Source organism: Streptomyces sp. NPDC088812, assembly GCF_044750285.1.
Taxonomy (GTDB): domain Bacteria; phylum Actinomycetota; class Actinomycetes; order Streptomycetales; family Streptomycetaceae; genus Streptomyces.
Genome location: NZ_JBIVJP010000010.1, coordinates 64,504 through 79,805, shown reverse-complemented (window position 1 = coordinate 79,805; position 15,302 = coordinate 64,504). Strand labels below are relative to the sequence as shown.

Annotated in this window: 13 protein-coding genes; 10 read left to right on the top strand and 3 right to left on the bottom strand. The window is 71.8% G+C overall.

Annotated features, from left to right (window positions below; translation table 11 throughout):
* Window positions 1–24: 24 nt before the first annotated feature.
* Both hemQ and hemG read right to left on the bottom strand, forming a co-directional pair.
* Window positions 25–756, bottom strand: coding sequence for a hydrogen peroxide-dependent heme synthase (hemQ, locus tag ACIP67_RS19095; protein ID WP_401693024.1), 732 nt, complete (start codon window positions 754–756; stop codon window positions 25–27).
* A 5-nt stretch (window positions 757–761) separates the two neighbouring features.
* On the bottom strand, window positions 762–2,261 hold the full coding sequence (hemG, locus tag ACIP67_RS19090) for a protoporphyrinogen oxidase (RefSeq protein WP_401693023.1): 1,500 nt from the start codon (window positions 2,259–2,261) through the stop codon (window positions 762–764).
* A 161-nt stretch (window positions 2,262–2,422) separates the two neighbouring features.
* Between hemG and ACIP67_RS19085 the strand changes: the two genes are divergently transcribed.
* From ACIP67_RS19085 to ACIP67_RS19055, 7 genes are all read left to right on the top strand, one after another.
* On the top strand, window positions 2,423–3,325 hold the full coding sequence (locus ACIP67_RS19085; protein WP_401693022.1) for a DUF4349 domain-containing protein: 903 nt from the start codon (window positions 2,423–2,425) through the stop codon (window positions 3,323–3,325).
* Between the two features lie 38 nt (window positions 3,326–3,363).
* Complete coding sequence (locus tag ACIP67_RS19080) at window positions 3,364–4,764, top strand: FAD-dependent oxidoreductase (RefSeq protein ID WP_401693278.1); 1,401 nt, start codon at window positions 3,364–3,366, stop codon at window positions 4,762–4,764.
* Window positions 4,765–5,578: 814 nt separating this feature from the next.
* The gene (locus tag ACIP67_RS19075) at window positions 5,579–5,854 is read left to right on the top strand and encodes a hypothetical protein (protein WP_401693020.1); all 276 of its coding nucleotides are present in this window, start codon (window positions 5,579–5,581) and stop codon (window positions 5,852–5,854) included.
* Between the two features lie 37 nt (window positions 5,855–5,891).
* Window positions 5,892–7,460 (top strand): flavin-containing monooxygenase, encoded by a 1,569-nt coding sequence (locus tag ACIP67_RS19070; protein WP_401693019.1) that lies wholly within the window; start codon window positions 5,892–5,894, stop codon window positions 7,458–7,460.
* 197 nt (window positions 7,461–7,657) lie between these two features.
* A complete protein-coding gene (locus tag ACIP67_RS19065; RefSeq protein ID WP_401693018.1) occupies window positions 7,658–8,638 on the top strand; it encodes a monodechloroaminopyrrolnitrin synthase PrnB family protein in 981 nt (326 codons plus the stop codon).
* Window positions 8,638–9,948, top strand: coding sequence for an FAD-dependent monooxygenase (locus tag ACIP67_RS19060; RefSeq protein WP_401693017.1), 1,311 nt, complete (start codon window positions 8,638–8,640; stop codon window positions 9,946–9,948). Before ACIP67_RS19065 ends, ACIP67_RS19060 begins: the two co-directional genes overlap by 1 nt.
* A gap of 32 nt (window positions 9,949–9,980) precedes the next feature.
* Window positions 9,981–10,790 carry a class I SAM-dependent methyltransferase gene (locus ACIP67_RS19055; RefSeq protein ID WP_401693016.1) on the top strand — a complete coding sequence of 270 codons (810 nt, stop codon included), beginning with the start codon at window positions 9,981–9,983 and terminating at the stop codon, window positions 10,788–10,790.
* Window positions 10,791–10,848: 58 nt separating this feature from the next.
* Here ACIP67_RS19055 and hemE read toward each other — a convergent pair whose 3' ends face one another.
* Entirely contained in the window at window positions 10,849–11,916 is a 1,068-nt protein-coding gene (hemE, locus tag ACIP67_RS19050; RefSeq protein ID WP_401693015.1) for a uroporphyrinogen decarboxylase, read from the bottom strand.
* 153 nt (window positions 11,917–12,069) lie between these two features.
* Between hemE and ACIP67_RS19045 the strand changes: the two genes are divergently transcribed.
* From ACIP67_RS19045 to ACIP67_RS19035, 3 genes are all read left to right on the top strand, one after another.
* Window positions 12,070–12,738 (top strand): DUF3000 domain-containing protein, encoded by a 669-nt coding sequence (locus ACIP67_RS19045; protein WP_401693014.1) that lies wholly within the window; start codon window positions 12,070–12,072, stop codon window positions 12,736–12,738.
* Between the two features lie 277 nt (window positions 12,739–13,015).
* A complete protein-coding gene (locus tag ACIP67_RS19040; protein WP_003993737.1) occupies window positions 13,016–13,678 on the top strand; it encodes a response regulator transcription factor in 663 nt (220 codons plus the stop codon).
* Between the two features lie 317 nt (window positions 13,679–13,995).
* On the top strand, window positions 13,996–15,285 hold the full coding sequence (locus ACIP67_RS19035; protein WP_401693013.1) for an HRDC domain-containing protein: 1,290 nt from the start codon (window positions 13,996–13,998) through the stop codon (window positions 15,283–15,285).
* Window positions 15,286–15,302: the final 17 nt, after the last annotated feature.

Below are 15,302 nucleotides of genomic sequence, written 5' to 3'. Positions count from 1 at the left end.
ACCGACCGGGCCTTTTCGCGTGTGTCAGGCGAGGCCGGCGACCAGGTCGGCCACCGACTTGCGGCGTCCCGTGTAGAACGGGACCTCCTCGCGGACGTGGCGGCGGGCCTCGGAGGCGCGCAGGTGGCGCATGAGGTCGACGATGCGGTACAGCTCGTCCGCCTCGAACGCCAGGACCCACTCGTAGTCGCCGAGCGAGAACGAGGCGACCGTGTTGGCGCGGACGTCCGGGTAGCCGCGGGCCATCTTGCCGTGGTCGGCGAGCATGCGGCGGCGGTCCTCGTCCGGCAGCAGGTACCAGTCGTAGGAGCGCACGAACGGGTAGACGCTGATGTAGTCGCGGGGCGTCTCGTCGGCGAGGAACGCCGGGATGTGCGAGCGGTTGAACTCGGCGGGGCGGTGCAGCGCCATGTTCGACCACACCGGCTCCAGCGCGCGGCCCAGCCTGGTCCGGCGGAAGAGGTTGTACGCCTCCTGGAGCTGGTCGCTGGTCTCGGCGTGCCACCAGATCATGAGGTCGGCGTCGGCGCGCAGACCGGACACGTCGTAGGTGCCGCGGACCGTGACGTCCTTGGCGGCGAGCTGGTCGAACAGCTCCTGGACCTCGTCGGCGTAGCCGGAGCGGTCCTCGGGCAGCGCGTCCTTCAGCCGGAAGACGGACCACAGCGTGTAGCGGATGACCTCGTTGAGGTCCTTGGCCAGCTTGCCCTTGTTCGGGATCCTGCCGGGCTCGGTGGTGGGGGCGTCGTCACTCATGGCACTCATTCTCCCGCTCCGCCGTGCAGGCTCGGCACCGGGTGGGCGGTGAGGTCCTGCACACCGCGCGGCTCGCCGTCGATCCGGTCGACCGCCGCCCACGCGCTCGCGATGCAGGCGGGGACGCCGACGCCGTCGTACGGGGCGCCGCAGACGGCGAGGCCGGGGAGTCGGGCGATGTGTTCCCGGATGCGGGCCACGCGCGCGTGGTGGCCGACCGGGTACTGGGGCAGGCCGTCGGTCCAGCGGGTGACGCGGGTCTGAAGGGGCGTGGCGGTGAGACCGGTGGCCGCCGCGAGGTCCCGCCGGGAGACGGCGACGAGGTCGGCGTCCTCCCGCCGGAGGACCTCCGTCTCGCCGTACCGCCCGACGGAGGTGCGCACCACGAGCACGTCCGGGTCCTCGTCGGCGATCCAGCCCCACTTGTGGGAGGCGAACGTGGACGCCTTGATGGTGCGGCCGTCGACGGGCGGGACGAGGAAGCCGCTGCCGTCGGGCAGGGCGGCCTCGGAGCGGCGGTAGGCGAGGGTGATCAGGGCCATGGAGGCGTACTCGACGGCGCGCAGTTCGGCGGCGGCCCCGGGGGACTCGGTGGCCAGCAGGGCCGCCGCGGCGGACGCGGGCACGGCGACGACCACGGCGTCGGCGTGCAGCACCCGGTCCCCGGCGACCACCCGCCAGGCCGGACCCGGTCCGGCCGCCCGCGCGCCGCCGGCCGGGCCCTCCGGCTCGGTGGTCCTGCGCAGCTCCGTGACCGGCGCGCCGGTCACGATCTCGCCGCCCCGCGCGCGGACCGACTCCGCGACCGCGAGCGGCAGCCGGCCCACACCGCCCGCGATGCCCAGGAACACCGGGCCGGTCCGCGGGTTCGCGGCGGCCTTCGCCTGGATCTCGCGGACGGCCCCGGTGAGCGAGGTGTGCGTGTGCGCCGCCTGGAACAGCTGGGGGACGGCCGAGCGCATCGAGATGCGGTAGGCGTCACCGGCGTAGACCCCGCCGAGCAGCGGCTCGACCAGGCGGTCGACGACCTCGCGGCCCAGCCGCGCCGCCACGTACTCGCCGACCGCCACGTCCTCGCCGACCTCCGTGCGCGGCAGGTCGGCGTCCCGCTCGATACGGGCGAGGCCCTCGTCGGAGAGCACGCCGTCCAGGGCGGCGGCGGTGCCCGGTACGCCCATGACGTGCCCCTTGGGCATGGGGCGCAGGGCTCCCCGGGTCCAGATCGAGGCCGTGGCGGTGGCCGGCGGCTGGAGGTGGCCGGCGAGGCCCACCTCGCGCGCGAGGGCGACCGCCTCGGGGCGGCGGGCCAGCAGGGACTCGGCGCCGAGGTCGACCCGGACGCCGGCGATCTCGCCGGGCAGCAGCTTGCCGCCGACCCGGTCGGAGGCCTCCAGCACGGTCACGCGCGCGCCCCGCTCCAGCAGCCGGTGGGCGGCGGCCAGACCGGCGATCCCGGCTCCGATGACGACGACGTGCTGCCCCGCAGCCGTACCCGTTGCGCTCATGACCCCACTCTCTCAGACCCCACCGACAGGCCGGCCGCGCCCCGGTGTCCTTCCCGCGTCCCGACCGTGACCTCATCGGGACCGGTTCCCCCCAACGTCCGGCCCCGCCCCGGCGTCGAAGAGACGTCAGCGGTTCCACGACCCTCGGGGGGTACGCCCAGATGCGCATTCGACGTTCCGTACGGCCGGTCCACACCCTGGCCGGGATCCTGCTCGCCGCCGCGGTCGCGCTCACCGGGTGCAGCGGCGCGGACGACACGGGGGCCGCGAGCTCCGCGGCCGACAAGGCGGCCGCCGGGGACGCCGGCGCCGCCGAGGCGGCCGGGGAGGGCGCGGGCTCGAGCGACTCCAAGCCCGCCGCGGCACCGACCCTGCCCGTGGCGCACGTGATCCGCACCGCGTCCCTGACCGTGCGGGTCGAGGACGTGTCCGAGGCCCTCGGCGAGGCCCGCACCGCCACCGAGGACGCCGGCGGCTACATCGGTGACGAGACCACCACCCGCGACGAGGAGGGCGCCGAGCACACCCGGGTCGTCCTGCGCGTGCCGGTCGAACGGTACGACGACGTCCTCACCGGTCTCCAGGGCACGGGCCGGCTGCTGGAGCGCACGGCGAAGGCGCAGGACGTCACCGACCAGGTCGTCGACGTCGACAGCCGCATCGCCTCGCAGCGCGCCAGCGTCGCCCGGATCCGGGAGCTGATGAACCGGGCCACCGAGCTGAGCGACGTCGTCACCCTGGAGGGCGAGCTGAGCAGCCGCCAGGCCGACCTGGAGGCGCTGCTCGCCCGGCAGGCGTCGCTGGAGGACCGCACCGGCATGGCCACCATCACGCTGACCCTCGCCGAGAAGCCGGTGGCGCGGGAGGCGAAGGACGACGGTCCCGGCTTCCTGGACGCGCTCGCGGGCGGCTGGGACGCGTTCGTGACGGTGCTGCGCTGGATCGCCCTCGCGTTCGGCGCGGTGCTGCCGTTCGCCACGGTGGCCCTGGTGCTCGTCCTGGTGTGGCTGCGGCTGCGGCGGGGCCGGCGCCGGACGCTGCCGGACGGCCCCGGGCAGGACTGAAGTACGCCCGCCCGTAGCGTGTTCGCATGAGCATGAGCATGAGCGAGAGCGCGCGCCGGGACGGGCAGGGGCGGGAGCGGCTGGTGGTGATCGGCGGGGACGCCGCGGGCATGTCCGCGGCGTCCCAGGCCCGCCGGCTGAGGGGCCCCGAGGAGCTGGAGATCGTGGCCTTCGAACGCGGCCACTTCACGTCCTACTCCGCCTGCGGCATCCCGTACTGGGTGGGCGGCGACGTCCACGACCGGGACGACCTGGTCGCGCGCACCCCGGAAGAGCACCGGGCGCGCGGCATCCAGGTGCGCCTGCGCACGGAGGTCACCGAGATCGACCCGGCCCGGCAGGCGGTACGCGCGCGTGACGTCGATTCCGGCGCCGAGTCCTGGACCCCGTACGACAAGCTCGTCATCGCGACCGGCGCCCGGCCGGTCCGGCCGGACATGCCGGGCGCCGACGCGGAGGGCGTGCACGGGGTGCAGACGCTGGACGACGGGCAGGAGCTGCTCGACACGCTCACGCGCGCGCGGGGCACGCGCGCGGTGGTGGTGGGCGCGGGGTACATCGGCGTGGAGATGGCCGAGGCGCTCATCAAGCGCGGCTTCCGGGTGACGGTCGTCAACCGGGGCAGCGCGCCGATGTCGACGCTCGACCCCGACATGGGCCGGCTGGTCCGCGAGGCCATGGAGGGGCTGGGCGTCACCATGGTCGACGACGCCGAGGTCACCGAGGTGGCGACCGGCGCGGACGGCCGGGTGCGGGCGGTCGTCACCGAGGACGCCGAGTACCCGGCGGACGTGGTGGTCCTCGGCCTCGGCGTCCGTCCCGAGACCGCGCTCGCGGAGGCCGCCGGGCTTCCCCTGGGCGTGCACGGCGGTCTGCTCACCGACCGGGCGATGCGGGTGCGCGGACAGGAGAACGTGTGGGCGGGCGGCGACTGCGTCGAGGTCCTCGACCTGGTCTCCGGCCAGGAGCGCCACATCCCCCTCGGTACCCACGCCAACAAGCACGGCCAGGTCATCGGCACCAACGTCGGCGGCGGCTACGCCACCTTCCCCGGTGTCGTCGGCACGGCCGTCAGCAAGGTCTGCGACCTGGAGATCGCCCGCACGGGGCTGCGCGAGAAGGACGCGCGCAGGGCCGGCCTGCGGTACGAGACGGTCGTCGTGGAGTCCACGAGCCGCGCCGGGTACTACCCCGGCGCCTCCCCCATGACGGTCAAGATGCTCGCCGAGCACCGCACGGGCCGTCTCCTCGGCGTCCAGATCGTCGGCAGGGAGGGCGCGGGCAAGCGCGTCGACATCGCCGCGGTCGCCCTCACCGCGGGGATGACGGTGGAGCAGATGACGGCCCTGGACCTCGGCTACGCCCCGCCGTTCAGCCCGGTGTGGGATCCGGTGCTGGTGGCGGCGCGGAAGGCGGCGGCGAAGGTGCGGAATGCTTGAGGCCGGCGCCTCGGGAAACCCTCGGGGCACGCGCGGCGCTCCCGTGACACGCCGCGCCGTGGAGCGGCAGGGCGGAGTCCGAGAGGAGCCTCGAGGCTGGTGATGCCCCGGTGCCGCGGCCTGCTGGGGCTTGTGCGGCACCGGGGCGACGCGGTCGGCAACGGTGCTGGACGGGGGATGTGCATCACCGGAGTCCGGCCGCGTGTCCTGGCGGGCCGCCCCTGCGGGTGGCGGCCCGGATGTGGCCCGGCGTCTTTCCGTCCGGCGGCTTCGGGCCCGGCTGTTCGTTGCGCAACGCCAGGTACTTCCGGTCGTCTCCCTCGAATGGATTTGTCATGCGCACGATCCCCCCATCGAGCAGATGTCTCGGAATCCGCCGACAATGAACAGTTATCGGTCGGCAGGCACTGTCGGCCCGTGTCACGAAGAACCACGAACAGCCTGGCAGTCGCTTTTGCCTCGACCCCTGAAATTAATGTTCACAATGGCAGTCGGGAGCTGAAGCACCACAGATTCACTCCACATCCGTCGCCGTGTGTTTTGCATAGTGACACGTGACTTCGCAGGCCCGGCGCACGCCGCCGCGCCGGCGGGCTAGGCCTGCCGCGCCACCCGCACGACGCGGACGCGCCCGCGTCCGCGCATACCCCGGGCGCGTGCGCCCGGCGCCGCCACCAACAGCACCCCGACCGCCGGAGCGGGCACGGCTCGACGTGGTGCGCGTACCCCTCTGCGAGCAGTGGGGATGCCGGCCGGGGGAAAGGAATCGGCAAGAATTGGGACGGGGGTGGATCGAATCTGCCACGATCACGAAATGACTCAGCCCGCTCTCGGTGTCCGTTCCCTGGATCTCACCGACCCGGCCACGTTCATCGAGAACGACATCCACGAGTTCTGGCGTGAAGTACGTGCCGAACGCCCCGTCCACTGGCAGGACCCCACCGATCGGAATGCCGGGTTCTGGGTGGTGTCACGATACTCCGACATCCAGTCGCTGTACCACAATCCGGCCCTGAACACACCCCGTCCCATCCGTTCGAACCTCCTCGCCGGCCACGAGAGCCTGCCGGTCCACTTCGAGCGCCTCTGACACCCGAGAATCCGCTGCCTGAACTCGAGAGGTAAGAATGAAGAAGAATGTCTGTGTCATCGGTGCGGGTCCATCAGGTTTAGTCGCCGTCAAAGAGCTGCTCGACGAGGACCATTCGGTGACCTGCTTCGAGCGGGGCCCCGGACTCGGCGGCGTGTTCCGTGCCGAGATCGGCCCCGAGGAAGCGGGCGCCTACGACTCGACCATGCTGACCATCTCGAACTACATGATGGCCTTCTCCAGCTTCCCGCCGCCGAAGGGCCAGGAACGCCGGTACTGGTCCGCGGGCGAGTACCGCGCGTACCTGTCGGACTTCGCCGACAGGTTCGACCTCCGCCCCTGCATGCGGTACCGGACGGATGTGCTGAGCATCGCCAAGAACGACACCGGCGGTTACACCGTCGAGGTCGCGCCGGTCGGCAGCCCCGACGACATGGTCGCCCATCAGTTCGATGCCGTCGTCGTCTCCACCGGTACCCACCGGGTCCCGAACTTCGTCGACCTGCCCGGACAGGACGACTTCGCCGGTGAGATCGTGCACTCGGCCCACTACAGGAATGCCGAACCCTTCCGCGGCAAACGTGTCCTCTGCTTGGGGATAGGCGAGACGGCGGCCGATGTCGTGAACGAGATCGCCCAGGTGGCCGGGGCGTGCACACTGTCCGTACGCCGCTATCAGCCGATCGTCGAGAGGTACCCCGGAGACCGGGGACACACCAATGACGCCTACACCTCGCACCTGCTGCACTCGGTGCCCCTGGCGGCCGCCGGCGCGATCATGCGGGCCGGGACGAAACGCAACAAGCGGCGGGGCAGGACAGGTGCCGCCCGGGCCGTGGCCGCATGGAACTCGAAGAACAAGAACTTCTTCAATCACTTCCTGACCAAGAACGAGGCCTTCGTCCACCGGATCGTCGACGGCTCACTGACGGTCAACGCCTCGGGGATCGAGCGGCTCGGCAAGGACTACGTCCTGTTCAAGGACGGCCACCGGGAAAGCATCGACACGATCATGCTGAACACCGGGTACGTCGAGGAGTTCGACATCCTGAAGGACGCGAACATCACCGATGTCCGCAGGCTGTACAAGCACATGATCCACCCGGATCTCGGCACCGGTGTCGCCTTCATCGGGTGGGCGAGGCCGGCCGCCGGCGGCGTCCCCGCCTGCTCCGAAATGCAGAGCCGTTACTTCGCCCTCCTGTGCAGCGGAAAGAAGCGGCTGCCGGACCGCATCCGGCTTCTCGCGCTCATCGAGCGACAGGCGGCGTACGAGAACGAGGTCTTCCACGGGAACCCTGATCTGCGGACCCTGGTCCACTACAACCACTACATGATCGACTTCGCCAAGGTGATCGGATGCTCCCCGTGGCGTCCGGCGGTCTTCCGGGATCCGCTGCTGGCCCAGAAGCTGTGGTACGGCTCCCAGACGCCCCATGTCTACCGGCTGTTCGGCCCGCACAGCGACCACCGGACGGCCCGGCAGACGGTCATGAGCCTGCCTTCGGCGTTCAAGGCTCCCGAGATCCTCGCGACCCTGGCTGTCAGCGGTGTCTCGCGCGTGCTGATCGCCTTGGGGCTGATGAAGCCGGATCCGCGCTACTGATCCCGCTCGGCACAGCCGATGGCCCCTTTCTGCCCGCCGACGAGGCACCTCGCCGGGGGCCTTCCTCGGTCCCACCGGAATGGTTGGTTCAGATGCATCGCACGTCAGGTATGGATGTGGCTTCCGAGGAGCGTAGTGAGAGGGTCAGACGGCTTGACCCGTTGAAGCTGGACGACGACCTTCGGGCGCTGCCGAAGGTGAACGAAGCAGCGGACGTCTCCGCTTTGGCCCAGGTCCTCGCCCAGGCGATTCCCTCCGCGGAGACCATCGGCACGTTCTCGCTGCCGGAGTGCCTGGCCGCCATGCGCGACCTGTGCATGTACATCGGCAGTCTCAAGAGGCACGGGGTCTCCGCCTTCGACATCATCCCCGACGCCACCGTCTCGTTCGAACTGCTCGGCCGGCGTACGCACATGATCCCCCGGGAGACGGTCTACCACTACACGTGCTGGAATCCGGCCGGTGAGCGGGAGAGGCTCTACACCGGGCATCAGATGGAACGCAGCCTCATCGACTCGGTGCGCGCATGCGTCCCGGATCTGGCCCGTGCCGTCGAAGTCGGCCGGTCGTTGCACGAGGAGCGACCCGGCAGTCCAGCCCACGCCGACGGGCTCGCTTCCCTCGCCTCGGACATCGCGGCCGCCGACAGGGCGATGACCGACGTGTCCGCGGAGGTCACGCCCGAGTTCTTCGCCCACAAGCTCAGGCCGTTCTTCGAGGACATACACATAGCCGGTCACCGGTACATGGGGCCGGCTGCCGCGCACATCCCTCTCTTCCTCATCGACCTTCTCCTGTGGGCGTCCGACCGGGGAAGCCGTGCCTACTCGGCCTTCTGCCGCGAGGTCGCCTCGCAGACCCTCCCCGACTGGCGTGACCGGTATGCCGAGTGGGCGAACGCGCCGTCCCTCACCTCTCGTGTCACGGCGGCTCTCGGCGGTGCCCGCTCGCCCGCCGAGGCCGAGTACGTGCAGTCGAGCGCGGAGAGCCTTCGGCAGGCCCTCCGGTCGCTCACCTCTTTCCGTGGGAAGCACCTGGTGATGGCGCGCCGTGCCTATCGCACGGAGGTACGGCTCTACGAACTGGGAAGCGGCGGCGGAAGCGTGGATCTCCTCCAGGAGATCCTCACGCTGACCAAGCAGAACGGATCCATGGTCGGTTCCGCCGCCGCGAACTGATGTGCTGGACCATGGCGTACGGGAGTGAAGTGGCGACGATGAGAATCACGATTGTCGGATCCGGGATAGCCGGGCTGACCACCGCGATCAGCCTTCACGCGGCTGGATGTGACGATGTCACCGTGTTCGAGGCCGATCCTCGTATCCGTCCGCTCGGGTTCGGACTCAACATACTGCCCAACGCCGTGCGTGAGCTCGCCGCGCTCGGACTGCTCGACGCGTTGGAGCCGAGGGCGATCCGGACGCGCGAACTGGCGATGTACAACCCGCACGGGAACCTCGTGTGGCGCGAGGATCGCGGACTGTCCGCGGGCTACAGATGGCCCCAGCTGTCGATGTCCCGTTCCGTGCTCATCGAGACCCTGGCCGCGGAGGTACGACGGCGCCTGGGCGACAGCGCCCTCGTCACGGACGCCCGGCTCGTCGGCCTGACCCACGAGGCCGGTATGACGTGCGGCGAGTTCGCGGCACACGACGGCTCCGTCCGGATCGTCCGGACCGACCTCCTCATCGGCGCGGACGGCATCCATTCGGCGGTGCGAGCAGCGTTCTACCCTGCCGAGGGCCCTCCGCCGACGAACGGTATGACGATGTACCGAGGAACTGCCTGGCACAGCCGGTTCCTGACGGGGAGCTCGATGGCCGTTCTGGGGGACGACACCAGGCGGCTCGTCCTCTACCCGATAGACACGGACCGATCGACGGACAGAGTCCTGATCAACTGGGTGGCCGCCTTCCCGGCCCGCGAGCCCGACGCACGCGGACGGTCCGGGCGGGACGCCACAGCACATCGTGAGAGCGTCCGGCAGCAATTCGGCAGTTGGTCACTGCCCGGACCGGACCTGGTCCGCCTCCTCGACGACACCCCGGACATCCAGCGGTATCCGATGACCGACAGGGACCCCGTCCCACGGTGGACCTTCGGCAACGTGACGCTGGTCGGGGACGCCGCCCACGCCATGTACCCCACCGGGTCCAACGGGGCCACGCAGGCCGTCGTCGACGCACGCGTGCTCGCCCGGCACCTCGCCACGCACGCCGACCCGGCCGCGGCCCTGCAGGCCTACGAGGAAGAGCGACGTCCGCAGATGACGCAGCTCCAGGTCAGCAACCGCTCGATGGGACCCGAGAGAGTGCTCACCCTGGCCCACCAGAGAGCACCCCAGGGATTCGACGACGTCCGGGACGTCTTCAGCGAGGAGGAACTGGCGGAGATCTCCCGCGGCTATGCCGTGACAGGGCAGTTCGATCAGGACTGGGTCAACTCGAGCCGGCCGGCGGTTCGGCGCGACGCATGGAGCGCGAAGTGACAGCCGCACAGCCCGAAGACGGGACCCGGGCCGTGAGGGAGACCGGTTTCATCACCGCTGTCATCAGGGCGATGGAGAACGATCAACTGGACCCGTACCTGGTCGATCGACATGCCCCGCTGCTGAGTACACCCCGGTCGAAGGCCATGGCGGCCGAGGCGCTGGCCGCCGGTGGCACCGTCGGATCCGTCGTCGTGCGGGGACTCTTCGGTGACATCGCCCTGCGCGATGCCCTGGCCGAAGGGGTGACACAGGTGGTCTGTCTCGCGGCAGGCAGTGACACACGCGCCTGGCGCCTCGGTCTGCCCTCCGCCACCCTGTTCTTCGAGATCGATCTGCCAGGCCAGCTGGAGGCCAAGGAGACGCTTCTCGCACCGGTCAGGGACCAGCTCAGCTGCCGCCGCCTCTCCCTCGGCCAGGACCTCCGCCGCGACACCTGGGCACAGGAGCTGCAAGCCGCCGGCTACGCACCGGGCAGACCCGCCGTCTGGATCGTCGAGGGCCTCCTTCCCTACTTGCGGAGTGACCAGTTCACGCGTCTGATCAGGTCCGTCAGGAAGATGTCGTGCCGCGGTTCGGTTCTCCTGATCGACGCGCCGCACGCGGACTACTACAGGGATCCGGCCAACGCGAAGTTCCTGGCCTTCATGAAGTCCAGGGGATCCGCGTTCCAGCTCGGCTCGGAGGACTTCGGCGGCTACCTCCGCCGGCACGGCTGGCAGGCGGAGGCCTACACGCTGGCACAGCTGCGCGCCGGCACGTGCGCATGGGTGCCGCCTCCGCCCGCGCGCCTGTGCCCACCCCGTGATCACCACTGGGTGGCCCGCGCGCGACTCGCCTGACGCCGGCCGCGCGGCCTGCTGTTCGGCAGGCGGGCCCGGCCCCGGCAGACGTGGTGAGTCAGCGGGCCGTCCGCGTGTGGACGTACTCCACGAGCCGGGTCAGCGCGTCCGGGTCGGTGGCGGGCATGACGCCGTGGCCGAGGTTGAAGACGTGGCCCTCCAGGCCGGCGGCCGCGTCCAGCACCTCGCGGGTCTTGGCCTCGACGGCCTCCGTGGTGGCGAACAGGACCGTCGGGTCGAGGTTGCCCTGGAGCGCCTTGCCGGGGCCGACACGGCGGGCGGCCTCGTCGAGCGGGACGCGCCAGTCGACGCCGACGACGTCCGCGCCGGCCTCGCCCATGAGCTTCAGCAGCTCTCCGGTGCCGACGCCGAAGTGGATGCGCGGGACGCCGTACCCGGCGACGGCGTCGAACACCTTCGCCGAGGCGGGCATCACGGAGCGGCGGTAGTCGGCCGGGGCGAGGGCGCCCGCCCAGGAGTCGAACAGCTGGACCGCGCTCGCGCCCGCCTCGATCTGCACCTTGAGGAACGCCGCGGTGATCTCGGAGAGCCGGTCCAGCAGGTCGGCCCAGAGCTCGGGGTCGCCGTACATCATCGCCTTGGCGTTCTCGTACGTGCGGGAGGGGCCGCCCTCGACGAGGTAGCTCGCGAGGGTGAACGGCGCGCCGGCGAAGCCGATGAGGGGGGTCGGGCCGAGTTCGCGGGTGAGCAGTCCGATCGCCTCGGTGACGTAGGAGACGTCCTCGGGGGTGAGGTCGCGCAGCCGGGCGAGGTCGGCACGGGTGCGGACCGGCTGTGCGACGACCGGGCCGACGCCGGGCTTGATGTCGAGGTCGAGGCCGATCGCCTTGAGCGGGACGACGATGTCGCTGAAGAAGATCGCCGCGTCCACGTTGTGCCGGCGCACCGGCTGGAGGGTGATCTCGGTGACCAGCTCGGGCCGCATGCAGGACTCGAGCATCGGGATACCCTCGCGGACCTTGCGGTACTCCGGCAGGGAGCGCCCGGCCTGCCGCATGAACCACACGGGCGTGTGCGGCACGGGTTCACGCCTGCACGCCTTGAGGAAGGGGCTGTCGTACGTCGCTGTCGGCTGCCGGCCGGCGGGGCTCTCGTTCACGCTCACGACGGCAAGTCTCGCACGCCGCCGCGGCCGCCGGAGCAGCCCCCTGCCGGGCCCGCGGACCGTGCGCCTGTTCGCCCAGCGCGCACCCGCCGGGGCCCCGCGCACGGGTGTCTTGCCCTGCGCGAAGCCGCCGTTCCCCTTAATCTTCCCCGCATGGCTGCGGCTCAGGGACGACTGTCGGACGGCACGGGCGGGATGGACGACGCGAACGGGGAGGACCGGGACGGGGGCGGGTCGGCGCCGCCGGCCTTCCGGGCCGCCGTCGACGCGCTGAGGGCCGCGCGGCTGCGGCCGCAGATCGAGGTGGAGCCGACCCCGGCCCCCCAGCGGCTCGCCCCCTACGCGTACGCGCTGGAGGCGACGGTGGTGGACGGCGACCAGGACCTGGCCGACGGCCGGCTGGTGCTGCTGCACGACCCGGCCGGGCACGACGCCTGGCACGGCACCTTCCGCCTGGTGACCCTGGTGCGGGCCGAGCTGGAGGCCGAGATGGCCGTCGACCCGCTGCTGCCGGAGGTGTGCTGGTCGTGGCTGACGGGCGCGCTCCAGGCGCGCGGGCTGACGTACGGGGAGCCCAGCGGGACCGTCACGCGGGCGGGTTCGCACTACTTCGGCGGGCTGGCGGAGCGCCCGGCGACCTCGCAGATCGAGATCCGGGCCTCCTGGACGCCCCGTGAGGGCCTGGGCGGGGTTCCGGACACGGGCGGGCACCTGGCGTCCTGGTGCGATCTGCTGGCCCAGGTCGCGGGGCTGCCGCCGGCCGGACCGGGGGACGCGTCGGTGGTGACGCTGCCGCAGCGGCGCGGCCCGCAGTCGCGCTGACCGCGCCGATCACACCTGCGGGTACCTCGTTCGGCCGCCTCCATGACCGTCTCTTTGTCGATACGGCCACTTTCGATCTCATACGGCACCCACCCAAACCGACTCGATCTTCGGATGATCGATCGTGTGTCCGAATTGACAGATTGTTACTCACTAGATCGTGATCATTCTCTAAAGGACCCCGGGTTCGCTGCCGAAGACGTCTGTGACCTTGAAAGCACGGTTCCCCCCGGCTTCATCCCCCGAGCCGGCCCCGTCCCGCACCCCAGGAGGCCTGGTGTCCGTTCTCCTCGAGCAGCCCGCAAGCCTGGTCGCCTACCGCCCGAACAAGCCCACCGCCATGGTGGTCGTGGCCGATCCCCGCGTCCGCTCCACCGTCACCCGCCATCTGTGGGCGCTCGGTGTGCGCGATGTCATCGAGGCCTCGTCCATCGCGGAGGCTCGTCCCCGCATCGGCAACCCCCGAGACATCTGCGTCGCCGACGTCCACCTGCCCGACGGCTCCGGCCTCACCCTGCTGTCGGAGACCCGCGCCGCGGGCTGGCCCAACGGGCTCGCCCTCTCCGCCGCCGACGACATCGGCGCCGTGCGCAACGCCCTCGCGGGCGGTGTGAAGGGCTACGTCGTCACCGGCACCCGCACCAACGTCGGGCTCCCCACCCGGCCCGGTGCCGCCCCCATCGGCGCGGCCGCCGCCCGCCTCCACCGCCGCCCCCCGGGTGCCCCGAGCCACCCGGGCGGCTACCGCGAGCTGTCCGGCCGCGAGGTGGAGGTGCTGCGGCTGGTCGCCGAGGGCCAGTCGAACAAGGCCATCGGCGTCTCGATGGGCCTGTCCGCGCTGACCGTCAAGAGCCACCTCGCCCGGATCGCCCGCAAGCTCGGCACGGGTGACCGCGCCGGCATGGTGGCGGTCGCCCTGCGGACCGGGATCATCCACTGACCCCGGCCCGCCGCCCCGCCTCCCGCCCCGATCCCCGTCACGTCTCCCGCCCCGATCCCCGTCACGCCTCCCCTCACGCTCCCCACCCGGCTTCCCGTCACGCTCCGTCCCGACCCCCACGATCCACGCCGCCCCGACCCATGCCACTCCCCCCGCCGGCCGCCCCTGCCCTGGAGCGCGCGCCCGCGCCATCCTGGGCAGCCCTCGCCGGGACCACACGTCCCGGCCGCCGGGCCTGACCGGTTTACGACCCTGCGGCGCCCGCCGACGGAACGTTCCGTCGGCGGGCGCCGTCCACACACGGATACCCTTGACAGGTGACCGACGCCCAAGAAACCGCAGCAGCCAGCTCACTGCGAACCACCGGAGGCGCCCCTCCGGACGACGGCGGAACTACTGCTTCACCTGTTTCCGGGGCGCCGACACCACTGCTCGAACCACGCGAGGGCATCCCCGACGTCATCGCCGACGAGGCCTCCCTCGCCGCCGTGATCGCGGCCTTCGCCGCCGGTTCCGGCCCTGTCGCCGTCGACGCCGAGCGCGCCTCCGGCTACCGCTACGGCCAGCGCGCCTACCTGGTGCAGCTGCGCCGCCAGGGCGCCGGCACCGCGCTGATCGACCCCGTCGGCTGCCCCGACCTGACCGCCCTGGGCGACGCCCTGTCCGGCGTCGAGTGGGTGCTGCACGCCGCCACCCAGGATCTGCCCTGCCTGCGCGAGATAGGCATGGTGCCGACGCGGTTGTTCGACACCGAGCTGGCCGGACGGCTCGCCGGGTTCCCGCGGGTCGGCCTCGGCGCCATGGTCGAGGGCGTCCTCGGCTTCGTCCTGGAGAAGGGCCACTCCGCCGTCGACTGGTCGACCCGGCCGCTGCCCGAGCCGTGGCTGCGTTACGCCGCCCTGGACGTCGAGCTCCTGGTCGATCTGCGCGACGCGCTGGAGAAGGAGCTGGACCGGCAGGGCAAGCTGGAGTGGGCCCGGCAGGAGTTCGACGCGATCGCCTCGGCCCCGCCGCCCGAGCCCCGCAAGGACCCCTGGCGCCGTACGTCCGGCATGCACAAGGTGCGCCGCCGGCGGCAGCTCGGCGTCGTGCGGGAGCTGTGGCAGACCCGGGACCGGATCGCGCAGCGGCGGGACGTGTCGCCGGGCAAGGTGCTCTCGGACGCGGCCATCGTGGAGGCCGCGCTCTCCCTCCCGGCCACCGTGCACGCGCTCGCCGCGCTGAACGGGTTCGGGCACCGGATGGGGCGTCGGCAGCTGGAGCAGTGGCAGGCGGCCGTGGACCGGGCGAGGGCGTTGAGCGAGGCACAGCTGCCGCAGCCGGGGCAGCCGGTCGCCGGGCCTCCGCCGCCGCGGGCGTGGGCCGACAAGGACCCGGTGGCCGCCGCCCGGCTGTCGGCCGCGCGGGCCGCGGTGTCGGCCCTGGCCGAGGAGCTGAACATGCCGCAGGAGAACCTCGTCGCGCCGGACACCGTACGGCGCGTCTGCTGGGAGCCGCCCGCCCCGGTCGACGCGGAGTCGATCGCCGCCGCGCTGTCGGCGCTCGGGGCGCGGCCCTGGCAGGTCGAGCAGGTGACGCCGGTGCTGGTCGCGGCCCTGTCCGCGTGAGCCCGCCCGGCCGCCGT